This window comes from Roseateles noduli, assembly GCF_050626985.1.
In the GTDB taxonomy this organism is placed as follows: domain Bacteria; phylum Pseudomonadota; class Gammaproteobacteria; order Burkholderiales; family Burkholderiaceae_C; genus Roseateles; species Roseateles noduli_A.
The window spans coordinates 1,174,328-1,195,674 of sequence record NZ_CP192463.1; the positions used below are offsets into that span (position 1 = coordinate 1,174,328).

A 21,347-nucleotide genomic window follows, 5' to 3' on the forward strand; every position below is an offset into this window, starting at 1 on the left:
GGACCTGGACGATGACCAACATCGCGAACATCGACCTCTCGAAGTGGCAGGCCACGGGCGCCGAGACCTGCTTCCACGACCGCAACATCACCCCGCAGATCTACGCGGGCCTCGATGGCAAGAACTGGTCGCTGAAGGACTACGAAGCACGCGGCGGCTACCAGGCCCTGCGCAAGATCCTCGCCCAGGGCGAGGGTCAGGGCATGACCTCCGACCAGGTCATCGCGGAAGTGAAGGCCTCCGGCCTGCGCGGCCGCGGCGGCGCGGGCTTCCCGACCGGCCTGAAGTGGAGCTTCATGCCGCGCCAGTTCCCGGGCGCGAAGTACCTGGTCTGCAACAGCGACGAGGGCGAGCCGGGCACCTGCAAGGACCGCGACATCCTCATGTACAACCCGCACATCGTCATCGAAGGCATGGCGATCGCGGCGTACGCGATGGGCATCAAGGTCGGCTACAACTACATCCACGGCGAGATCTTCGAGGTGTACGAACGCTTCGAAGCCGCGCTGGAAGAGGCCCGCGCGGCCGGCCTGCTGGGCGACAACATCCTGGGCAGCAACTTCAGCTTCCAGCTGCACGGCCACCACGGCTTCGGCGCCTACATCTGCGGCGAGGAAACCGCGCTGCTGGAATCGCTCGAAGGCAAGAAGGGCCAGCCCCGCTTCAAGCCGCCGTTCCCGGCCTCGTTCGGCCTGTACGGCAAGCCGACGACCATCAACAACACCGAGACCTTCGCGGCGGTGCCCTGGATCATCCGCAACGGCGGCCAGGCCTACCTCGAGGTCGGCAAGCCCAACAACGGCGGCACCAAGATCTTCTCGATCTCCGGCGACGTCGAGCGTCCCGGCAACTACGAGATCCCGCTGGGCACCTCGTTCGAGAAGCTGCTCGAGCTCGCCGGCGGCATGCGCGGCGGCCGCAAGCTCAAGGCGGTCATCCCCGGCGGTTCGTCCGCCCCGGTGCTGCCGGCCGACGTCATGATGCAGTGCACGATGGACTATGACTCCATCGCCAAGGCCGGCTCGATGCTGGGGTCGGGCGCCGTCATCGTGATGGACGAGACCCGCTGCATGGTGACCAGCCTGCTGCGCCTGTCCTACTTCTACGCGCACGAGTCCTGCGGCCAGTGCACCCCCTGCCGCGAAGGCACGGGCTGGATGCACCGCGTGATCGAGCGCATCGCCCACGGCAAGGGCCGCGTCGAGGACATCGACCTGCTGAACTCCGTGGCCGACAACATCCAGGGCCGCACCATCTGCGCGCTGGGCGACGCCGCGGCGATGCCGGTGCGCGCGATGCTCAAGCACTTCAAGGGTGAGTTCATCGCGATGATCGAACAGGCCCAGCAGAACAAGGCGCCTGCCGCGTCGTCCCCGTCCGCCACGGCGAAGTCGCCGGCGCACGCCTGATCGGAGCCGCTGAGAAGAACTATGGTTGAAATCGAACTCGACGGCCAGAAGGTCGAAGTGCCCGAAGGCAGCATGGTGATGCATGCCGCCGAGAAGGCCGGCACCTACATCCCGCACTTCTGCTATCACAAGAAGCTGAGCATCGCGGCCAACTGCCGCATGTGCCTGGTGGACGTGGAGAAGGCGCCCAAGCCGCTGCCCGCCTGCGCGACGCCGGTGACGCAGGGCATGATCGTCCGCACCAAGAGCGAGAAAGCCATAAAGGCCCAGCAGGGCGTGATGGAGTTCCTGCTGATCAATCACCCGCTGGACTGCCCGATCTGCGACCAGGGCGGCGAATGCCAGCTGCAGGATCTGGCCGTCGGTTACGGCGCCAGCGCCTCGCGCTACTCGGAAGAGAAGCGCGTGGTGTTCCACAAGAACGTCGGCCCGCTGATCTCGATGGAAGAGATGAGCCGCTGCATCCACTGCACGCGCTGCGTCCGCTTCGGCCAGGAGATCTCCGGCGTGATGGAGCTGGGCATGGCGCACCGCGGCGAGCACAGCGAGATCCAGACCTTCGTCGGCCGCACCGTGGACTCGGAGCTGTCGGGCAACATGATCGACATCTGCCCGGTCGGCGCGCTGACCAGCAAGCCCTTCCGCTACAGCGCCCGCACCTGGGAACTGTCGCGTCGCAAGAGCGTCAGCCCGCATGACTCGACCGGCGCGAACCTGATCGTCCAGGTCAAGAACAACGAAGTGATGCGCGTCGTCCCGCTGGAGAACGAAGCCGTCAACGAGTGCTGGATCGCCGACCGCGACCGCTTCTCCTACGAAGCGCTGAACGGCGACGAACGCCTGACCACGCCGATGCTCAAGCAGGGCGGCGAGTGGAAGTCGGTCGACTGGACCACCGCGCTGGAATACGTCGCCAACGGCCTGAAGCAGGTCAAGACGGAGAAGGGTGGTTCCTCCATCGCCGCGCTGGGCTCCGAGCACAGCACCGTCGAGGAACTGCACCTGCTGGCGCAACTGGTGCGCGGCCTGGGCAGCGAGAACATCGACACGCAGCTGCGCGTCGTCGACCCGGCGCTGCGCGCCGCGGACGGCAAGGCGCTGTGGCTGGGCACGTCGATCGCATCGTTGTCGCAACTGGACCGCGCCTTCGTCGTCGGCTCGTCGCTGCGCAAGGACCACCCGCTGTTCGCGCAACGCCTGCGCCAGGCCGCCCGCCGCGGCGCGCAGATCGTGTCGCTGGCCGGCTCGGTCGAAGACTGGAAGATGCCGGTCGCTGCCGCGATCACCGCCGCGCCGTCGGCCTGGGTCGCTGAACTGGCCAACGTCGCCGCCGCGATCGGCGCCGCCAAGGGTGTCAGCGCTCCGGTGTCCGGCAACGCCACCGACGCCGCCCAGGCAATCGCCGACACGCTGCTGTCGGGCGAGCGCAAGGCCGTGCTGATCGGCAACGCCGCGATCCAGCATCCGCAGGCCGCGACGCTGCTGTCGCTGGCGAACTGGATCGGCGAGCAGACCGGCGCCACCGTCGGCGTGCTGTCGGCCGCCGCGAACAGCGTCGGCGCGCAACTCGTCAATGCCCGTCCGGGGCAGGGCGGTCGCACGGCGGCCCAGCTGCTGAACGACCAGCCGGCCAAGGCGCTGCTGCTGCTCAACACCGACCCGGTGCTGGACGGCGCGAACGCCGCCGCCGCCGCCAAGGCCGTCAACGCGGCCGAGATGGTCGTCGTGCTGACCCCGTTCAAGACGGGCCCGGTGGTCGAGTTCGCCGACGTGCTGCTGCCGACGGCGCCGTTCACCGAGACCTCGGGCAGCTTCGTCAACGCGGAAGGTCGCCTGCAGAGCTTCGTCGGCGTGGCCAAGGCCCGCGGCGAGACCCGTCCGGGCTGGAAGATCCTGCGCGTGCTGGGCAACCTGCTGAGCCTCCAGGGCTTCGACTTCGACAGCTCCGAGCAGGTCCGCACCGCGGCGCTGGGCTCGTCGCTGGACCTGGCGAACCGCCTGGGCAACGCGGTGTCGGCGCAGTCCGCCGCTGCCGCGCCTGTGCAAGTGGCGCCAGGCCTGGAACGCCTGACCACCGTGCCGATCTACGCGACCGACGCGCTGGTGCGCCGCGCCACCTCGCTGCAGCTGACCCGCGACGGCCGTGACGCGGCGATCGCGTCGCTGCCGCAGGCGCTGTGGACCGAACTCGGCCTGACCGAGCAGGGTGCGCAGGTGCGCGTGACGCAGAACGGCGGCGAGGCCGTGCTGGCCGCGCAGCTGGACGCATCGCTGCCCGCAACCGTGGTGCGCATCCCCGCCGGCATCCCCGAGACCGCCGCACTGGGCGCGTTCACCGGCGCGATCGCCGTGACCAAGGCCTGAGGACGAGACGACGATGGAAAACTTCTATAACGCCGGCGCCTCGCTGCTGGGAGGTGTGGTCTGGCCGGTGGTCTGGAGCGTGCTCAAGATCATCGCCGTGCTGCTGCCGCTGCTGGGCTGCGTCGCCTACCTGACGCTGTGGGAACGCAAGGCCATCGGCTGGTCGCAGATCCGTCCGGGTCCGAACCGTGTCGGTCCGCTGGGCCTGCTGACCCCGATCGCCGACGCCGTGAAGCTGATCTTCAAGGAGATCATCGTCCCGAGCGCCGCGAACAAGGGCCTGTTCTTCCTCGGCCCGATCATGACGATCATGCCGGCGCTGGCCGCCTGGGCGGTCGTGCCCTTCGGCCCGGGCGTCGCGATCGCCGACGTCAACGCCGGCCTGCTGTTCCTGATGGCCATCACCTCGCTCGAGGTCTACGGCGTGATCATCGCGGGCTGGGCCTCGAACTCGAAGTACGCCTTCCTGGGCGCGCTGCGCGCCTCGGCACAGATGGTCTCCTACGAGATCGCGATGGGCTTCTGCCTGGTCGTCGTGCTGATGGTGACCGGCTCGATGAACGTCAGCGCCATCGTGACCAGCCAGGAGCAGGGCTGGTTCGCGTCGCACGGCGTGAACATCCTGTCCTGGAACTGGCTGCCGCTGCTGCCGATCTTCCTGGTGTACTTCATCTCCGGCCTGGCCGAGACGAACCGCCACCCGTTCGACGTCGTCGAAGGCGAATCGGAGATCGTGGCCGGCCACATGATCGAGTACTCGGGCATGTCGTTCGCGATGTTCTTCCTGGCCGAATACGCCAACATGATCCTGGTGTCGGCCCTCGCGGTGCTGATGTTCCTGGGCGGCTGGTCGGCCCCGATCTCGTGGTCGCTGCTGGGCATGGACACGCCCGCGTGGATCCAGCACTCGATGGCGTTCTGGAACTGGTTCTGGCTGTTCGCCAAGACCTTCTTCGTCGTGACCTGCTTCCTGTGGGTGCGCGCGACCTTCCCGCGCTACCGCTATGACCAGATCATGCGTCTGGGCTGGAAGATCTTCATTCCGGTCACCCTGGTGTGGCTCGTCGTGGTGGGTCTGTGGATCCAGTCGCCGTTCAATATCTGGAAGTAATCCGAGGTACACGCTGTGATCAAGGACCTAGTCAAGAGCTTCATGCTCACCGAGCTGCTGAAGGGCATGGCCCTCACCGGCCGGCATTTCCTCTCGAAGAACATCACGGTGCAGTTCCCGGAAGAGAAGACCCCGCTGTCTCCTCGCTTCCGCGGTCTGCACGCGCTGCGCCGGTACGAGAACGGTGAAGAGCGCTGCATCGCCTGCAAGCTGTGCGAGGCCGTGTGCCCCGCCATGGCGATCACGATCGAATCGGACGTGCGCGCGGACGGCTCGCGCCGCACGACGCGCTACGACATCGACCTGACCAAGTGCATCTTCTGCGGCTTCTGCGAAGAGAGCTGCCCGGTCGACTCGATCGTCGAGACCGACATCTTCGAATACCACGGCGAGAAGCGCGGCGACCTGTACTTCACCAAGGAGATGCTCCTGGCGGTGGGGGACCGGTACGAGCCGCAGATCGCAGCCAGCAAGGAGGCCGACGCCAAGTACCGCTGACCGGTCCGGCGGTCTCTTCACCGCGCCGCGAGGCGAGGGGAGAGGACCGCGACCGGCGGCCTGCTTGCAGGACATCGCATGGACATCACTACCGCGCTCTTCTACGTTTTCTCGTTCGTACTGCTGGCCTCCGCGGTCCGTGTCATCACGGCCAAGAGCACCGTGCACTCGGCCCTGTTCCTGATCCTGTCCTTCTTCAGCGCCTCCTGTCTGTGGATGCTGCTGAAGGCGGAGTTCCTGGCCATCACGCTGGTGCTGGTCTACATCGGCGCCGTGATGGTGCTGTTCCTGTTCGTCGTGATGATGCTGGACTTCGAGTCCACCGCCGTGCGCGAGAGCATCTGGAAGCACCTGCCGGTGGCCAGCCTGGTCGGCGCGGTCATCGCGCTGGAGATCGCGGCCGTGCTGATGGGCGGCTTCCGCGGCGTCGAGAACGCCCCGGAGATCCCCAACATGGCGCAGCTGGGCAACACCAAGCTGCTGGGCATCGAGATCTACACCAACTACCTGTTCCCGGTGCAGATCGCCGCGGTGCTGCTGCTGGTGGGGATCATCGCGGCGATCGCGCTGACGCTGCGCGGCCGCAAGGACTCGCGTCACCAGGACGCGTCGCAGCAGGTGCGCGTGAAGAAGGCGGACCGCCTGCGCATCGTCAAGGTCGCCCCGACCGTCGAAGCGCCGTCCCTGCCGGCGGCTGACAAGAACGAAGGAGCCGCGTGATGGGCGTGCTGAGCCTGAACCATTTCCTGATCCTGGGCGCGTTCCTGTTCGCGCTGTCGGTGATCGGCATCTTCCTGAACCGCAAGAACCTGATCGTGCTGCTGATGGCCATCGAGCTGATGCTGCTGGCGGTCAACATGAACTTCGTGGCGTTCTCGCACTACCTGGGCGACATGGCCGGCCAGGTGTTCGTGTTCTTCATCCTCACCGTGGCGGCCGCCGAGTCGGCGATCGGCCTGGCGATCCTGGTCGTGCTGTTCCGCAACCGCAGCAGCATCGACGTGGAAGAGCTGGACGCCCTGAAGGGCTGACGAGCGTCAGGAAGCGAGAAAAACAATGTCTGCAACACTCTCTCAGAACATGCTGCTGGCGGTGCCCCTGGCGCCGCTCGCCGGCGCCATCGTGGCGGGCCTGTTCGGCAAGCAGGTGGGCCGCCGCGGCGCCCACGTGGTGACCATCCTCGGCGTGCTGGTGGCGCTGATCATCTCCGTGATGACGCTCAACGCCGTGCTCGACGGCGCGCGCTTCAACCAGACCGTCTACGAGTGGATGGTGCTGGGCGGCCTGAAGATGGAAGTCGGCTTCATGATCGACGGCCTGTCCGCGATGATGATGTGCGTGGTGACCTTCGTCTCGCTGATGGTGCACATCTACACCATCGGCTACATGGAGGAAGACCCCGGCTACCAGCGCTTCTTCAGCTACATCTCGTTGTTCACCTTCAGCATGCTGATGCTGGTGATGTCCAACAACATGCTGCAGCTGTTCTTCGGCTGGGAAGCGGTGGGCCTGGTGTCCTACCTGCTGATCGGCTTCTGGTACACGAAGCCGACGGCGATCTTCGCCAACATGAAGGCCTTCCTGGTGAACCGGGTCGGCGACTTCGGCTTCATCCTGGGCATCGGCCTGCTGGTGGCCTACGGCGGCTCGCTGAACTACACCGAGACCTTCGCCAAGTCGGCGGAACTGGCCAAGATCGGCTTCGCGAATCCCTTCGGCGGCGAGAGCTGGATGATGCTGAGCGTGGCCTGCATCTGCCTGTTCATCGGCGCGATGGGCAAGTCGGCGCAGTTCCCGCTGCACGTGTGGCTGCCGGACTCGATGGAAGGCCCGACCCCGATCTCGGCGCTGATCCACGCGGCGACGATGGTGACGGCCGGCATCTTCATGGTGTCGCGCTTCAGCCCGCTGTTCGAACTGTCCGACACGGCGCTGAGCTTCGTGCTGGTGATCGGCTCGATCACGGCGCTGTTCATGGGCTTCCTGGGCATCATCCAGAACGACATCAAGCGCGTCGTCGCGTACTCCACGCTCTCGCAGCTGGGCTACATGACGGTGGCGCTGGGCGCTTCGGCCTACTCGGTGGCGGTGTTCCACCTGATGACGCACGCGTTCTTCAAGGCGCTGCTGTTCCTCGGCGCGGGCTCCGTGATCATCGGCATGCACCATGACCAGGACATCCGCAACATGGGCGGCCTGCGCAAGTACATGAAGGTGACCTGGATCACCTCGCTGCTGGGCTCGCTGGCGCTGATCGGCACGCCGTTCTTCTCGGGCTTCTACTCGAAGGACTCGATCATCGAGGCGGTCCACGCCTCGCACCTGCCGGGCGCGGACTTCGCCTACTTCGCGGTGGTGGCCGGCGTCTTCGTGACGGCGTTCTACAGCTTCCGGATGTACTTCCTGGTCTTCCACGGCAAGGAGAACTTCCACCACAAGCCGTTCCCGGGCGAGCACGACCACCATGACGATCACCATGGCGACGCGCACGACCACACGCCGCATGAGTCGAAGTGGGTGGTGACGGTGCCGCTGGTGCTGCTGGCGATCCCGTCGGTGCTGATCGGCTTCTTCACGATCAAGCCGATGCTGCACGGCGACTTCTTCAAGGACTCGATCTTCGTGAACCACGAGGTCCATCACGCGATGACCGAACTGGGCGAGGAGTTCCACGGCGCCGTCGCGATGGCGGTGCACAGCCTGCAGACGCTGCCGCTGTGGCTGGCGATCGCCGGCGTGGCCGTGGCCTACTGGTTCTACATGATCAGCCCGGCGATCCCGGCCGCGATCGCGCGCATCTTCCGCCCGATCGTGACGATCCTCGAGAACAAGTACTACATGGACTGGTTCAACGAGAACGTGCTGGCCCGCGGCGCGCGCGCGCTCGGATCCGGCCTGTGGAAGGGCGGCGACCAGGGCGTCATCGACGGCGTGCTGATCAACGGCTCGGCGCGCACGGTGGGCGGCGTCGCCGGCCTGGTGCGGCTGATCCAGACCGGCCACCTGTACTGGTACGCGCTGGTGATGATCCTGGGTGTCGTGGGTCTGATGACCTGGCAGCTGTGGCCTTACATGGGGCCCCAATTCAAGGCCCTGTTCGGCCTCTGACGCGGGCGGAGAATAAGAATGTTGCTAAGTCTCTCCATTTGGCTGCCCATCGTCTGCGGTGGCCTGCTGCTCGCGCTCGGGCGCGACAACAATGCCGGCGCGGTGCGCTGGATGGCGCTGGTCGCGGCGGTCGCGTCCTTCCTGGTGACGCTGCCGCTGATCAGCGGCTTCGACAACTCGACGGCGGCGATGCAGTTCGTCGAGGTCGCGTCCTGGATCCCGCGCTTCAACATCCACTACCACCTGGGCGTGGACGGCATCTCGATGTGGTTCGTCCCGCTGACGGCCTTCATCTCGATCATCGTGGTGATCGCGGCCTGGGAAGTGATAGACACGCGGGTGCACCAGTACATGGGCGCCTTCCTGATCCTGTCGGGCCTGATGATCGGCGTGTTCTGCGCGCTCGACGGCATGCTGTTCTACGTGTTCTTCGAGGCCACGCTGATCCCGATGTACATCATCATCGGCGTCTGGGGCGGACCTCGTCGCGTGTACGCGGCCTTCAAGTTCTTCCTGTACACGCTGGCCGGCTCGCTGCTGATGCTGATCGCGCTGCTGTACCTGTACAGCCAGTCGGGCAGCTTCGAGATCCTGCTGTGGCACAAGCTGCCGCTGGGGATGCCGGCGCAGACCCTGCTGTTCTTCGCCTTCTTCGCGGCCTTCGCGGTGAAGGTGCCGATGTGGCCGGTGCACACGTGGTTGCCGGACGCCCACGTGGAGGCGCCGACCGGCGGCTCGGTGGTCCTGGCGGCCATCATGCTGAAGCTGGGCGCCTACGGCTTCCTGCGCTTCTCCCTGCCGATCGCGCCTGACGCCGCGCGTCACTACGACTGGTTCATCATCGGCCTGTCGCTGATCGCCGTGATCTACATCGGCCTGGTGGCCATGGTCCAGCGCGACATGAAGAAGCTGGTGGCCTACTCGTCGGTGGCCCACATGGGCTTCGTGACGCTGGGCTTCTTCATCTTCAACGAGCTGGGCGTCGCCGGCGGCCTGGTGCAGATGATCTCGCACGGCTTCGTGTCGGGCGCGATGTTCCTGTGCATCGGCGTCCTGTACGACCGCGTGCATTCGCGTGAGATCGCCGACTACGGCGGCGTCGTCAACACGATGCCCAAGTTCGCGGCGCTGGCGGTGTTCTTCGGCATGGCCAACTGCGGCCTGCCGGCGACGGCCGGTTTCGTGGGCGAGTGGATGGTGATCCTGGGCGCCGTCGGCCACAACTTCTGGATCGGCCTGCTGGCGGCCACGGCGCTGATCTTCGGCGCGGCCTACACGCTGTGGATGATCAAGCGCGTCTACTTCGGCGCGGTGACCAACGACAACGTCCGCAACCTGACCGACATCAACGGCCGCGAGTTCCTGATGCTGGGCGTGCTGGCGATCGCGACGCTCTACATGGGCGTGTACCCGAAGCCGTTCACCGACGTGATGCATCAATCCGTCGACGCGCTGCTCAAGCACGTCGCGGTGTCCAAGATCCAATAAGGGCCCAACACAATGAACGACATGAACTGGGTCGCGGTCTATCCCGAAATCCTGTTGCTGGCGCTGGCCTGCGTGGTCGCGCTGGTGGACCTGTTCGTCACCGACCCGCGCCGCACGACGACCTACTGGCTGACGCAGCTCAGCCTGGCGGTGGTCGGCGTGATGCACTTCGCCGCGATGGGCGACGTGCCCACCGAGACGATGCAGGGCATGCTGGTCGTCGACCCGCTCAGCCACCTGCTGAGCGGCGTCAGCGCCATCGCGCTGATCGTCACGCTGGTCTACGCGCGTCCGTACGCCGAGTCGCGCGACATCCTCAAGGGCGAGCTGTTCACGCTGAGCCTTCTGGTGCTGCTGGGCGTCAACGTGATGGTGGCGGCCAACAACTTCCTGACGACCTACCTGGGTCTGGAGCTGATGAGCCTGTCGCTGTACGCGCTGACGGCGCTGCGTCGTGATCACACGATCTCGACCGAAGCCGCGATGAAGTACTTCGTGCTGGGCGCGCTGGCCTCGGGCTTCCTGCTGTACGGCCTGTCGATGATGTACGGCGCCACGGGGTCGCTCTCGATCCCGCGCGTGTTCGAGGTCATCTCCACCGGCACCGTCAACAAGGGCGTGCTGGTGCTGGGCGTGGTCTTCGTCGTCGCCGGCCTGGGCTTCAAGCTGGGCGCCGCGCCGTTCCACATGTGGGTGCCGGACGTCTACCAGGGCGCGCCGACGGCCGCGACGCTGCTGATCGGCGGCGCGCCCAAGCTGGCCGCGCTGGGCATGACGCTGCGCCTGCTGGTGGAAGGCATGCTGCCGCTGGCGACCGACTGGCAGCAGATGATGCTGGTGATGGCGGTGGCCTCGCTGGTCGTGGGCAACCTGGCCGCGATCGCGCAGAGCAACCTGAAGCGGATGCTGGCGTACTCGACGATCTCGCAGATGGGCTTCGTCGTGCTGGGCCTGGCCTCGGGCGTGGTGAACGGCCAGCCGGACCTGCATGCGCTGAACGCCTACAGCTCGGCGATGTTCTACGCGATCACCTACGTGCTGACGACGCTGGGCAGCTTCGGCCTGATCATGCTGCTGGCGCGCCAGGGCTTCGAGTCCGAGCAGATCAGCGATCTGGCCGGCCTGTTCAAGCGCAGCCCGTGGTACGCCTTTGTGATGGCGATCTACATGTTCTCGCTGGCCGGCATCCCGCCGATGGTGGGCTTCTACGGCAAGCTGGCCGTGCTGCAGGCGATGGTCACGACGGGCCAGTCGCTCTACATCTGGCTGGCGGTGATCGCGGTGCTGCTGTCGCTGGTGGGCGCGTTCTACTACCTGCGGGTCGTGAAGGTCATGTTCTTCGATGAACCGACCGACCACAGCCCGCTGAGCGCCCCCGTGGACGCCCGCGTGGTGATGTCGCTGAACGGCGTTGCCGTGCTGGTGCTGGGCCTGGTGCCGAGCGGCCTGCTGGCGCTGTGCAGCCAGGCCGTGACACGCGCGCTGGCGCACTGATCGCCGGCGACGGCGAGCGGAAACGGCAGCGGCCGACAACGGGATACGGAGCACACGACCATGGATCAGGGCGTTTCTGTCTGGATGGTGCTGGTGGTCGCGCTCGTCGCGGCCAACCTGCCTTACCTGAGTTCGCGCATCCTGCTGGTGGGGCCGCGTCGCGATCCCAAGGCCGGCGGCTGGCGCCTGCTGGAGCTTTTCCTGCTCGCGCTGGTGACGCTGGCCGTGGGCTTCGGCCTCGAGTCGCAGCAGGGCCAGCGTTTCCCGCAGGGCTGGGAGTTCTACGCGGCGGCGCTGGCGATGTTCGTGACCTTGGGCTTCCCGGGTTTCGTGTGGCGCTACCTGCGCCGCTCGCGGGCCAAGGTGCGAGAGTTCGATGACGAAGAAGCTGCCTGAAGCCAACCGACCCGATGACGACGGCGTGATCGGCATCCCGCCGGCCGCCGATGCCGACGAACATCTGCGCGAAGCCCCGCTGGCGTCCGAGTGGATCCTTCGGGGCAATTTTCTTCATGTGAAGCGCGACCGCGTCGCGCTGCCCAATGGCCGGGAGGCCACGCGCGAGTACATCCGCCACCCCGGCGCGGCGGTAATCGTGCCGCTGTTCGACGACGGCCGCGTGCTGCTGGAACGCCAGTACCGCTATCCGATGGGCCGCGTGGTGCTGGAGTTTCCCGCGGGCAAGCTGGATCCGGACGAATCTCCGCTGCGCTGCGCGATGCGCGAGCTGTTCGAGGAAACCGGCTTCCGCGCGCGCGAGTGGGCCTACGCGGGCGTGCTCCACAACGCGATCGCCTACTCGGACGAACGCATCGAGATCTTCTTCGCCCGCGGCCTGATCGCCGGCGAACGGCAGCTCGACGACGAGGAGTTCCTCGACCTGCTGCCGGTGGCCGAGGACGAGCTCGACCGCATGGCCTTCGACGGCCGCGTCACCGACGCGAAGACGCTGATCTGCCTGCAATGGCTGCAGCGCTGGCGGGCCGGCGCATGGCCATTGGACTGGATGCCGGCGGACGAAGCCTCCAGCCGCTAGCATCGGTCCATCATGCTGGTACTGAACCTGGCCTGCGAGGCCGGCCATGCCTTTGAGGGCTGGTTCGCCTCCGCCACCGATTTCGAGTCGCAACAAGCGCGCGGCCTGCTGAGCTGCCCGCTGTGCAACAGCGCGGCCGTGCGGCGGATGCCGAGCGCGCCGCGGCTGAATCTCTCTTCCGCCGCCGAGCCGACGACGGCGAGGTCGCGCAAGAGCGGCGCCGAAGCGCCGTCGCTGCCTTCGGTGCCCTCGATGCCGGACGGCGTGCCGCCGATCGCGATCGAGATGCAGAAGCAGGTCCTGCAGGCGGTTCGCACGCTGATGGCGAAGACCGAGGACGTGGGCGACCGATTCGCCACCGAGGCGCGCCGCATCCATTACGGCGAAGCCGAGGAACGCGGCATCCGCGGCCGCGCGACGCCGGACGAGGCGCGCGAGCTGGCGGACGAGGGCATCGACATCGTCGCACTGCCGGTGCCCGATGCGCTGAAAGACCCTCTCCAGTAACGATCTGACGCCGCTTGGGATTGCGGGCGACACCGCCGCGGGTGTCGAATGCCCCGTCGCATCTCTTGAGGAATCAGGTTCATGAAGACTTTCCGTTTGCTCACGTGTGCCGCGGCGGTGACCGCGTTCCTGGCCTTTGCGCCGATAACGCCGTCCCTCGCGGCTTCGGCCGCGCCGGTGGCCGCGCAGAACGGCATGGTGGTGACCGCGCAGCACCTCGCGACGCGGGTCGGTGTCGACGTGCTCAAGGACGGCGGCAATGCCGTCGACGCCGCGGTGGCGGTGGGCTACGCGCTCGCGGTCGTGTACCCGGCGGCGGGCAACCTCGGCGGCGGCGGGTTCATGACGATCCAGCTGGCCGACGGCCGCAAGACCTTCCTCGACTTCCGCGAGAAGGCCCCGCTGGCCGCGACGGCCAACATGTACCTCGACAAGGACGGCAACGTCGTCAAGGGCCTGAGCACGCACGGGCACCTCGCGGTGGGCGTGCCGGGGACGGTGTCAGGTCTTGAGTACGCGCGTGAGAAGTACGGCACGATGAAGCGCCCCGCGCTGATCGCGCCCGCGATCGCGCTGGCGGACCGCGGCTTTGCGCTGGACCAGGGCGACATCGACATGTTCAAGACGGCCACGAAGGACTTCGAGGCCGACCCCGCCTCGGGCGCGATCTTCCTGAACAAGGGCAAGCCCTTCCAGGCCGGCGACAAGCTGGTGCAGAAGGACCTCGCGAAGACGCTGCGCGAGATCGGCGCCAAGGGCACGGACGGCTTCTACAAGGGCTGGGTGGCGAAGGCGCTGGTCGAGTCCAGCCAGGCGGGCAAGGGCATCCTGACGCAGGCCGACCTGGACCAGTACCAGACGCGTGAGCTCCCCCCGGTGGAATGCGACTACCGCGGCTACCACGTCGTGTCGGCGCCGCCGCCGAGCTCGGGCGGCGTGATCATCTGCGAGATGCTGAACATCCTCGAGGGCTACCCGCTGCGGCAGCTCGGCTGGGGATCGGCGCAGGGCGCGCACTACCAGATCGAGGCGATGCGCCATGCCTACGTCGATCGCAACAGCACGCTGGGCGATCCGGACTTCGTAAAGAACCCGCTGCAGCGGCTGCTGGACAAGAACTACGCGGCCAAGCTGCGCGCGGCGATCGACCCGACGAAGGCGGGCGTATCGATGGACATCAAGCCCGGTGTGCCGCCGCATGAGGGCAGCAACACGACGCACTACTCGATCGCGGACAAGTGGGGCAACGCGGTGTCGGTGACCTACACGCTGAACGACTGGTTCGGCGCGAAGGTCACGGCGGCGAAGACGGGCGTGCTGCTCAACAACGAGATGGACGACTTCACCTCCAAGGTCGGCGTTCCCAACATGTACGGCCTGGTGCAGGGCGAGGCGAATGCGATCGCGCCCGGGAAGCGTCCGTTGTCGTCGATGAGCCCGACGATCGTGACCAAGGACGGCAAGCCGGTGATGGTGGTCGGCACGCCGGGCGGCAGCCGCATCATCACGGCGGTGCTGCAGACGATGCTCAACGCGATCGATTTCGACATGAACGTGCAGGAGGCGGTGGACGCGCCGCGCTTCCACCAGCAATGGCTGCCGGACGTGACCAACGTCGAGCCGTATGCGTTCTCGCCGGACACGCGCAAGCTGCTGGAAGGCATGGGGCACAAGCTGGGCGCGCCGCATCCGGCGAACCACCTGGCGGCGATCATCGTCGGCGCGCCGTCGCTCAACGGGAAACCGGTGGGGAACAACCGCTTCTACGGGGCGAACGATCCGCGGCGGAACACGGGGCTGGCGGCCGGCTATTGATGCCCGCCGCGCCTCGCGTCCGCGGGGCAAGCCCTGACCCTCGCGGTGGGCGAGGGTCCGCCAGCCGCCGCGGTGCGGCAGGTGCGTCGTCGCGGCCTCACTGCCTCGGCTTGTAGCCCGGCACCTCCGCCAACGTGATGCTGCGCACGCGGATGAGGACCTCGCTCTGCTTGAGGTCGTCGGGCGCCGACCAGACGGTCGCCTCGACGCCTTCCTTCACCAGGACCGTGTTGTTCATCAACGGCTGGCCGCCCTCGGTCACGGAGAAGGTCATCGTCAGTTGCCGGTCGTTGCGGCGCTTGGCGGTGATCTCGACGCGGACCTGGTCCGGCGTCGGTTGATCCGGCCGGCCGCCGAGCACGACCAGCGCCCGCTTGCCTTCCTCGGTGACGAGGCGCATCTTGGACACGCGCTTGTCCGTCGGCGGGGTGCCGTCGCGCCGGTTGACCTCGACGTAGAGTTCCAGCGGAATCGGGTCCCGGGCGAGTTCCGGCATCACCGCGTTGACCGCGTGCACGGCGCCGGCGGCGCCGAGGGTGAGTACCGCGAGGGCGGAGGCGCCCAACAGGCGGCGCGAGCGGGAACGGGGACGGACGGCGAGCATGGCGACTCTTTCGATCAACGGGTGGGACGAGCGCCAGCCGGACCACGGCTGGAGCGGGGACAGGGACTGCTGGGCGCGGAGCAGCGCGCGGCCGTAGTCGGCTTCGCGGCCGGGGTGACGACGCATCACGGCGTGATCGCAGGAGAGCTCCTGGTCGGCGCGCATCGCGCGCAGCGCGAGCCAGGCCAGCGGGTTGAACCAGTGGAGCACGCACAGCGCGGCGGCCAGGGCGTTCCAGTGGTTGTCGAAGCGGCGGCGATGGACCTCTTCATGCGCGAGCACCAGCGGGCGTTGAGCGGCGTCGAAACGCTGCTCGAAGTCCTGCGGCAGGACCAGCCGCGGCGGCCACAGACCGACCAGCGCGGGTCCTTGCATGCTGAAGCGGCGCTGCAGCCACGCCATCCGCGCGACGACGACGAGCGCACCGACGGCCCAGAGCATCAGCCACAGGGGGGCGCTGCTGGTCGGTGCCAGGACTTGCAACGAGGGGGCCGTCGCCTGGCCCAGCGCCGGTGCGATCTGGCGGACGAATTCCGCAGAGAACTGCGTCGCAGGCGGGCTCGCCGGCAGCAGATCGACGATGAGCAGCAGCGGCAACACCGCCCAGGCGACGTAGGCGAAGCCGGGGCCGACGTGGCGTGCCAACGGGCGGCGCAGCGCCAGCAGGACCAGCACGATCATGGAGAGCAGGGCGGTCTGGCGCAGCAGCGCCTGAAGCCCCGCCTGAAGCCCCTCCTGTAGCAGCGTGGGGAGGAGCGCGTCAGTCATGGGATTTGCCGCCCTTGGCGCTGCTGGCCTTGGCGCTCTTGCCCGCGATGGCCGACTTGGCGGGCTTCGCGTCGCGCTGCTCGTAGTCCTCGATGAGCTGCTTCAACGCCTTGACGTCGGCGGCCTTGAGCTTGCGCTGCGAGGAGAAGTGCGACACCAGCGGCGCGAGGCTGCCGCCGAAGAGGCGGTCCAGCAGCGAGAGGCTCTCGCCGTGCGCCCAGTCGGCGCGGGGGAAGCGCGGCGCGTAGAGGAAGCGCCGGCCGTCGCGTTCGGCGACGAGGGCGTCCTTCTTCAGCAGCCGGTTCAGCAGCGTCTTCACCGTGGCGAGCTGCCAGTCCTGCCGGTCGGAGAGCGCCGCGGCGATGTCCTCCGCCGACAGCGGCGAGGAGCGCCAGAGCACTTCCATGACCTCGGCTTCGGCGGAGGTGATGGGCGGGAGATCGTCGGGCATGTGATTCCGTTTACGCGTGTAATCGAATGAATGATTACAGCTGTAAATGGAATCGTCAAGCCCTCAAGCCCTCAAGCCCTCAAGCCCTCAAGCCCTCAAGCCCACGATGGGCCACGTCCGGTGGCCTTGCGTTGATCGATTACTGAGCTGCAAACGCTCCGGATGCCGGGACGGGTGGTTCGGCGGTGCCGGGTCCGCGCCAGGGCTTCAGCGCGTCGTAGCGTTGAGGCAGCGTCAGGGAATCGCCCCAGGATCCGTAAGTCGGATTGGGGATCGGCACCCAGGTCAGGCCCCAGCGTTTCGCGTGGTCCTGCTCGACGTACTTCGCGCGGGGCACGAAGTCGTTGAGGTCGTCGCCGACCAGCATCGCGATGCGATGCGTGCGCGCCACCGCGAGGCGCCTGGCGCTCTTGTCGGATTCGCTCCAGTCGGCGCGGTCGCCGCGCAGCATCAGGTCGCCGGGCGCGACGGGGCGGCCCAGCAGCCGCTCCAGATTCGCGAGCGTCTGCGCCTTCTGCGGGCACGCGGCGTGAAGGCCATCGGGTCCGTAGGGGCCGTTGGCGGGGCAGGTCCGGTTGGTGACGAAGACGACACGGAAGCCGAGGGCGCGCGCCCGGGCGATGAACTCGGGCGCCCCCGGGATCGCGGTGGCCTGCTCGGAAGCGACCCAGGCGGCCCACGACGCGCTGTCGTAGGGCTTGCCGGCCTGGATGCGCCACGCCTCGTACGGCGAGTTGTCGACCACCGTCTCGTCGACGTCCAGCACGATCGCCGGCGGCTTGCGGGTGAAACCGCCTTGCGCGGCCTGCTCGAGCGACGCGGTCTCATGGGTGGCCCTGCGCGCGGCCGGAAGGCGGGCGGTCGCGGCGCGATAGACCGCGAGCGTCGCGGCTTGCCGCTCCACCGCGGTCTGGAACCACAAGGTGGCCGTCACGCCTTCGCGGCCGATGATCGGTGGCTCGCTGGCGGAGACCGCCGGGGCCACCGGTGTGACCTGCGCCATCGAGACCATGGCGGTCATCGGGCTCATCGCCACGATCGCAGCCAGCGTCGTGCGTGTGAGGCGGAGTCGGATCGCTTCGAGGCGCATGCCGGTGGCTTTCTCGTGGTTCGGAACGCGTGGATTGTGCGATGGCGCGGGCTCATCCCAATTGATGATGCGCGGGCCGGGGCCGCGGGATATACGGATGACGTTGCCCACTCGCTCCTCGCCATGCAAGCTCCCTCGCCCGGCTCGCCTGCGACGCATCGACGCGGTGGTCGTGTCTGGCTGGCGATGGGACTCGTCTGGTGCGCGCTCGCCACCACCGCAGCGTTGTTGCAGCCGCCTGGGCCGGTGGACTCGGCACTGCCGGTCACGCGCCTCGAGCGCGATCTCTGGGAATGGTGGCTTCTCCCCGTCGAACGCAACGCGTTCCGGCGCCTGCCCGATGTCAGCGGAAACCTCACGTCCATCGCCGTCGACGACGACGGCCAGCGGTGGTGGCTCGCCAGTGACGACGGCGCCGCGATAGAGACCCTGGACGGCGGCGCGACGTGGCACCCGGCGGATCGCCCCGGCACTTCCAGCATGAGGGAGGTGCGCTTCGACGCGACCTACCGCGTGGGCGCGGTGATCAGGGAGCGTGGCCGCGTGTTCGTCATGGACGAACAGGCCCGGCGTTGGTCGGAAACCGGCTACGGGTCGTCGGCCCTCGCGCCGTCGGGCACCGTCCAGTCCGTGAACCGGCCACCACCGCGCGATGCGAAGGCGCCGCCTGTGCAGTCGCTCCCGGTGCAGGCGTCCCCGGCACAGACCTATCAGGAAGGGGACGGCTTCCGGCTCCTGACGGTTGTCCGCCTGGATGACGCGGGACGGCGCGCGTGGGCGCTGGGGAAGAACGGCCACCTGATCACGTCCGACGACGGCGCGCTGACGTGGTCGCCGGCGACGAGAGGGGCCTTGGACGCGCTGCTGAGCGTCGATTTCTCCGACGACGGCGAACGCGGCTGGGCCTACGGTGCCAGCGGCACCGTGCTGAGGACCGACGATGGCGGCAAGACCTGGCGCTCGCAGCCGGCGGGCATCGCGGCGGGACTGGGCGTGCTGCGCGTCAGCGCCGACGGCAAGAAGGCTTGGGCGACGGGCGCGACAGGCGACAGCGTGCTCCAGACCACCAACGGCGGCCTGCTGTGGGAACCCGCGGACCTGGCGGCGCCGGACGCGCAAGCGGCGATGGCGCGTGCGCGTCAACCGCTGCGGCCGCCGATGCCCTTGCCCTTTGGCCTGCGCACGGGCTACATCGGCGCGGACGGCCTGCGCGGCTGGGCCGTCGGCGACGGCGGCATGCTGCTGACCACGCGCGACGGCGGCCGCACCTGGACCGATCCCCGTGTCTATGCGCGCTATCCGGCGCCTTGGTATTGGCTCGCCCTGCTGCTGTCGGTGCCGATGTTCCTGCGCGCCTGGCGGTTGTTCACGCAGGCGCGCCAGGTGGTGGCCGGCATGGCCGACACGCCGGCCACCGACGCGGCGTTGACCGACCCGAAGCAGGACCGGCTCAACTTCGAGCCGCTCGCCGCGGGCATCTCCCGCTTCCTGCGCAACCCGGCGACCGAGCCGCCATTGACGCTCGCCATCACCGGCGATTGGGGTTCGGGCAAGAGCTCGCTGATGGGCCTCGTGTGCGCGGACCTGCGCAAACACGGCTCTCGGCCGATCTGGTTCAACGCCTGGCACCACCAGAAGGAGGATCATCTCTTCGCCGCGCTGCTGGGCGCGCTGAGCAAGCAGGCGTTGCCGCCATGGCTCAGCCTCGACGGCATCGGCTTCCGGCTGCGCCTGCTATGGCTGCGCTCGCGCAAGCACTGGGTGTTCACGGTGCTGCTGTGCGCGGCGGCGGCGTTGATCCTGACCTTGCACGCGGGAATGAACGATCCCGCAGCGGAGGCTCAGATGCTGCGGCGCGTCGACCAGGTGCTGGGCTCGCTGGCGGGGCAGGAGCCCGCGAAGACCGCCGCCGCGCCGACAAGGACGGCGGCGGGACCGGCGTCGGATGCCGCTTCGGGCACGACGCCGAGCGCAGCGCCCTTGCCCTGGGCGGAATGGCTCGCGCTGTTGACGGTCGCGGGCACCACGCTGGCCGCGTTGCGCAAGGCGCTGACGGCCTTCGGCGCGGATCCCGCCGCGCTGCTGGCCGGCGGGCTTCAAGGGATGAAACCCAAGCTCGCCGCCGAGCAGAACAGCTTCCGCACGCGATTCGCCGAGCAGTTCGGCGAGGTCTCGCGCGCCTTGCCCGAGCGCGTGGTCGTCGTCATCGACGATCTCGACCGCTGCCGGCCCGAGGCCGTGCTCGAAATCATGGAAGCGGTGAACTTCCTGACCTCGTCGGGGCAGTGCTTCGTGCTCTTCGGCATGGCGACCGACAAGGTGCAGGCGGCGCTGGCGATCGCGTTCGAGCGCATAGCGAAGGAGCTGGCAAGCGCGTCCGCATCCGATGCCAACGCCAATCCCGAGCAGGCCGCGCGCGAGCAGCGCCGCGCCTATGCGGCCAACTACCTGCAGAAGCTGATCAACCTGGAGATCAAGGTGCCGACCGCGCAGTCCTATGAGGCGTGGCGGCTGCTGACCGACGATCCGGCGATGGCCGCCTCGTCGTCGTGGCGGCGCGAGGCGATGCAGGGGCTCCGTCGCCACGCGATGTGGTTGGCGCTCGCGGGCGCGATCGCAGGCGGCGTGAGTCTGGGCGTCCTGCTGCGCCCGCAGCTTCCGTTGAAGGCGCAAGCGCAAGACCTGGCAACGGGGCCTGTGTTGACGGCCGCGTCCGCCCCGGAAGCCGCCGCTGTCGCGAGCGCCGCGAGCGCGCCGCGCTGGGTACCGACGCCGGGCCTTGGCGCATCCGATCCGACGCTGGCCTGGGGGCGATCCCCCGCGCAGTCGGCGACGCGGGTGCTCGTGCAAGCCGGCGCGGACAGTCATGCGGATGAATGGATCGCGGCCGGCGTGCTGGTCGTCGGCGCCGCGCTGGCGGGACTGCTGCTCCTGCGCGCCGCGAGCCGGCGCCATCGCGAGGCCACCGATTCCAAGGACTTCCGCGACGCGCTCAAGGTCTGGACCGAGCTGGTCCGCGAGTCCGCCCACACCCCGCGCGCGGTCAAGCGCTTCGGCAACAAGCTGCGCTACTTCGAGATGCTGCAGCAAGGGGAAGCGCGCGATCGCACGTTGCTCGATGACCTCAAGGCGCGGCTGCGCCGTTTCGCCACGAGGGACGACGACGCGCCCTCGGCGGCGAACCCGCCGAGCGCAGAGCCGAATCGACGGATCGCCGCACAGCAGCTCGTGGCGCTGGGCGCGCTGCACGAAGCCTTCGGCGCAGACTGGCTGTCGCGATTCCGGTCGGATCTGGGTCACAGCCGGCCAGGCGACTTCTCGACGTTTTCCCAGTACGACGACGTGCGGCTGATCGATGACGCGGAGCGCTTCATCGCGAAGCACGAACTGCTGTTCGGCACCGGATGGCCGCCGCGTCCGGAAGAGGTGGAGGTCTTCGCGCGCCTGCTCGACGGGATCCGCATGCCTGGCGAATCGGAAGAGGTCGACATGCGCGGGCCGTCCGAGAACAGCGCGGCAGCAAATGCGGGGCCGGATTCGGAGCCGCCTTCGCCTTCGCCTTCTTCCAGTCGGCCCGAAATGAAATGACCGGTCGCTGCCGATC

At 67.9% G+C, this 21,347-nt stretch carries 17 protein-coding genes; 14 read left to right on the plus strand and 3 right to left on the minus strand.

Going from position 1 to position 21,347, the window contains the following annotated elements:
• The first annotated feature begins 11 nt into the window (after positions 1 to 11).
• From nuoF to ggt, 13 genes are all read left to right on the plus strand, one after another.
• A complete protein-coding gene (gene nuoF, locus ACQ4L4_RS05265; protein WP_431103177.1) occupies positions 12 to 1,409 on the plus strand; it encodes an NADH-quinone oxidoreductase subunit NuoF in 1,398 nt (465 codons plus the stop codon).
• A gap of 21 nt (positions 1,410 to 1,430) precedes the next feature.
• Positions 1,431 to 3,773 carry an NADH-quinone oxidoreductase subunit NuoG gene (gene nuoG / locus ACQ4L4_RS05270; protein WP_431103178.1) on the plus strand — a complete coding sequence of 781 codons (2,343 nt, stop codon included), beginning with the start codon at positions 1,431 to 1,433 and terminating at the stop codon, positions 3,771 to 3,773.
• 13 nt (positions 3,774 to 3,786) lie between these two features.
• Positions 3,787 to 4,884, plus strand: coding sequence for an NADH-quinone oxidoreductase subunit NuoH (gene nuoH / locus ACQ4L4_RS05275; RefSeq protein ID WP_377155455.1), 1,098 nt, complete (start codon positions 3,787 to 3,789; stop codon positions 4,882 to 4,884).
• 15 nt (positions 4,885 to 4,899) lie between these two features.
• Positions 4,900 to 5,382, plus strand: a complete 483-nt coding sequence (gene nuoI, locus ACQ4L4_RS05280; RefSeq protein WP_088407447.1) for an NADH-quinone oxidoreductase subunit NuoI — start codon at positions 4,900 to 4,902, stop codon at positions 5,380 to 5,382.
• A gap of 78 nt (positions 5,383 to 5,460) precedes the next feature.
• Positions 5,461 to 6,102, plus strand: a complete 642-nt coding sequence (locus tag ACQ4L4_RS05285; protein WP_377155454.1) for an NADH-quinone oxidoreductase subunit J — start codon at positions 5,461 to 5,463, stop codon at positions 6,100 to 6,102.
• A complete protein-coding gene (gene nuoK, locus ACQ4L4_RS05290; RefSeq protein WP_431103180.1) occupies positions 6,102 to 6,413 on the plus strand; it encodes an NADH-quinone oxidoreductase subunit NuoK in 312 nt (103 codons plus the stop codon). The genes ACQ4L4_RS05285 and nuoK overlap by 1 nt, the downstream gene beginning before the upstream one ends.
• Positions 6,414 to 6,438: 25 nt before the next feature.
• A complete protein-coding gene (gene nuoL / locus ACQ4L4_RS05295; RefSeq protein ID WP_431103182.1) occupies positions 6,439 to 8,490 on the plus strand; it encodes an NADH-quinone oxidoreductase subunit L in 2,052 nt (683 codons plus the stop codon).
• Positions 8,491 to 8,508: 18 nt separating this feature from the next.
• Positions 8,509 to 9,978, plus strand: a complete 1,470-nt coding sequence (locus tag ACQ4L4_RS05300; protein ID WP_431103184.1) for an NADH-quinone oxidoreductase subunit M — start codon at positions 8,509 to 8,511, stop codon at positions 9,976 to 9,978.
• Between the two features lie 12 nt (positions 9,979 to 9,990).
• A complete protein-coding gene (gene nuoN, locus ACQ4L4_RS05305) occupies positions 9,991 to 11,472 on the plus strand; it encodes an NADH-quinone oxidoreductase subunit NuoN (RefSeq protein ID WP_431103186.1) in 1,482 nt (493 codons plus the stop codon).
• A gap of 60 nt (positions 11,473 to 11,532) precedes the next feature.
• On the plus strand, positions 11,533 to 11,868 hold the full coding sequence (locus tag ACQ4L4_RS05310; RefSeq protein WP_377155449.1) for a DUF2818 family protein: 336 nt from the start codon (positions 11,533 to 11,535) through the stop codon (positions 11,866 to 11,868).
• A complete protein-coding gene (locus tag ACQ4L4_RS05315; RefSeq protein ID WP_431103188.1) occupies positions 11,849 to 12,508 on the plus strand; it encodes an NUDIX domain-containing protein in 660 nt (219 codons plus the stop codon). Before ACQ4L4_RS05310 ends, ACQ4L4_RS05315 begins: the two co-directional genes overlap by 20 nt.
• A gap of 12 nt (positions 12,509 to 12,520) precedes the next feature.
• Positions 12,521 to 13,015, plus strand: coding sequence for a DUF1178 family protein (locus ACQ4L4_RS05320; protein ID WP_431103189.1), 495 nt, complete (start codon positions 12,521 to 12,523; stop codon positions 13,013 to 13,015).
• Positions 13,016 to 13,210: 195 nt separating this feature from the next.
• The gene (gene ggt, locus ACQ4L4_RS05325; RefSeq protein ID WP_431104878.1) at positions 13,211 to 14,830 is read left to right on the plus strand and encodes a gamma-glutamyltransferase; all 1,620 of its coding nucleotides are present in this window, start codon (positions 13,211 to 13,213) and stop codon (positions 14,828 to 14,830) included.
• Positions 14,831 to 14,927: 97 nt separating this feature from the next.
• Here ggt and ACQ4L4_RS05330 read toward each other — a convergent pair whose 3' ends face one another.
• The 3 genes from ACQ4L4_RS05330 to ACQ4L4_RS05340 all read right to left on the minus strand — a co-directional run bounded on the left by ACQ4L4_RS05330 (position 14,928) and on the right by ACQ4L4_RS05340 (position 17,743).
• Complete coding sequence (locus ACQ4L4_RS05330; protein WP_431103190.1) at positions 14,928 to 16,202, minus strand: M56 family metallopeptidase; 1,275 nt, start codon at positions 16,200 to 16,202, stop codon at positions 14,928 to 14,930.
• A complete protein-coding gene (locus ACQ4L4_RS05335) occupies positions 16,195 to 16,653 on the minus strand; it encodes a BlaI/MecI/CopY family transcriptional regulator (RefSeq protein ID WP_431103191.1) in 459 nt (152 codons plus the stop codon). Before ACQ4L4_RS05335 ends, ACQ4L4_RS05330 begins: the two co-directional genes overlap by 8 nt.
• Before the next feature lie 139 nt (positions 16,654 to 16,792).
• A complete protein-coding gene (locus ACQ4L4_RS05340) occupies positions 16,793 to 17,743 on the minus strand; it encodes a 5'-nucleotidase, lipoprotein e(P4) family (protein WP_431103192.1) in 951 nt (316 codons plus the stop codon).
• A gap of 123 nt (positions 17,744 to 17,866) precedes the next feature.
• Between ACQ4L4_RS05340 and ACQ4L4_RS05345 the strand changes: the two genes are divergently transcribed.
• Positions 17,867 to 21,331 (plus strand): P-loop NTPase fold protein, encoded by a 3,465-nt coding sequence (locus ACQ4L4_RS05345; protein WP_431103193.1) that lies wholly within the window; start codon positions 17,867 to 17,869, stop codon positions 21,329 to 21,331.
• Positions 21,332 to 21,347: the final 16 nt, after the last annotated feature.

What these genes read in the sequence shown, in the direction of transcription:
- nuoH (WP_377155455.1), top strand. Translation starts at nt 3,787, where the DNA reads ATGGAAAACTTCTATAACGCCGGCGCCTCGCTGCTGGGAGGTGTGGTC.
- nuoN (WP_431103186.1), top strand. Translation starts at nt 9,991, where the DNA reads ATGAACGACATGAACTGGGTCGCGGTCTATCCCGAAATCCTGTTGCTG.
- ACQ4L4_RS05320 (WP_431103189.1), top strand. Translation starts at nt 12,521, where the DNA reads ATGCTGGTACTGAACCTGGCCTGCGAGGCCGGCCATGCCTTTGAGGGC.
- nuoL (WP_431103182.1), top strand. Translation starts at nt 6,439, where the DNA reads ATGTCTGCAACACTCTCTCAGAACATGCTGCTGGCGGTGCCCCTGGCG.
- ACQ4L4_RS05310 (WP_377155449.1), top strand. Translation starts at nt 11,533, where the DNA reads ATGGATCAGGGCGTTTCTGTCTGGATGGTGCTGGTGGTCGCGCTCGTC.
- ACQ4L4_RS05335 (WP_431103191.1), bottom strand. Translation starts at nt 16,653, where the DNA reads ATGCCCGACGATCTCCCGCCCATCACCTCCGCCGAAGCCGAGGTCATG.
- ACQ4L4_RS05330 (WP_431103190.1), bottom strand. Translation starts at nt 16,202, where the DNA reads ATGACTGACGCGCTCCTCCCCACGCTGCTACAGGAGGGGCTTCAGGCG.
- ggt (WP_431104878.1), top strand. Translation starts at nt 13,211, where the DNA reads ATGGTGGTGACCGCGCAGCACCTCGCGACGCGGGTCGGTGTCGACGTG.
- ACQ4L4_RS05340 (WP_431103192.1), bottom strand. Translation starts at nt 17,743, where the DNA reads ATGCGCCTCGAAGCGATCCGACTCCGCCTCACACGCACGACGCTGGCT.
- nuoF (WP_431103177.1), top strand. Translation starts at nt 12, where the DNA reads ATGACCAACATCGCGAACATCGACCTCTCGAAGTGGCAGGCCACGGGC.
- ACQ4L4_RS05315 (WP_431103188.1), top strand. Translation starts at nt 11,849, where the DNA reads ATGACGAAGAAGCTGCCTGAAGCCAACCGACCCGATGACGACGGCGTG.
- ACQ4L4_RS05345 (WP_431103193.1), top strand. Translation starts at nt 17,867, where the DNA reads ATGCAAGCTCCCTCGCCCGGCTCGCCTGCGACGCATCGACGCGGTGGT.
- ACQ4L4_RS05300 (WP_431103184.1), top strand. Translation starts at nt 8,509, where the DNA reads ATGTTGCTAAGTCTCTCCATTTGGCTGCCCATCGTCTGCGGTGGCCTG.
- ACQ4L4_RS05285 (WP_377155454.1), top strand. Translation starts at nt 5,461, where the DNA reads ATGGACATCACTACCGCGCTCTTCTACGTTTTCTCGTTCGTACTGCTG.
- nuoK (WP_431103180.1), top strand. Translation starts at nt 6,102, where the DNA reads ATGGGCGTGCTGAGCCTGAACCATTTCCTGATCCTGGGCGCGTTCCTG.
- nuoG (WP_431103178.1), top strand. Translation starts at nt 1,431, where the DNA reads ATGGTTGAAATCGAACTCGACGGCCAGAAGGTCGAAGTGCCCGAAGGC.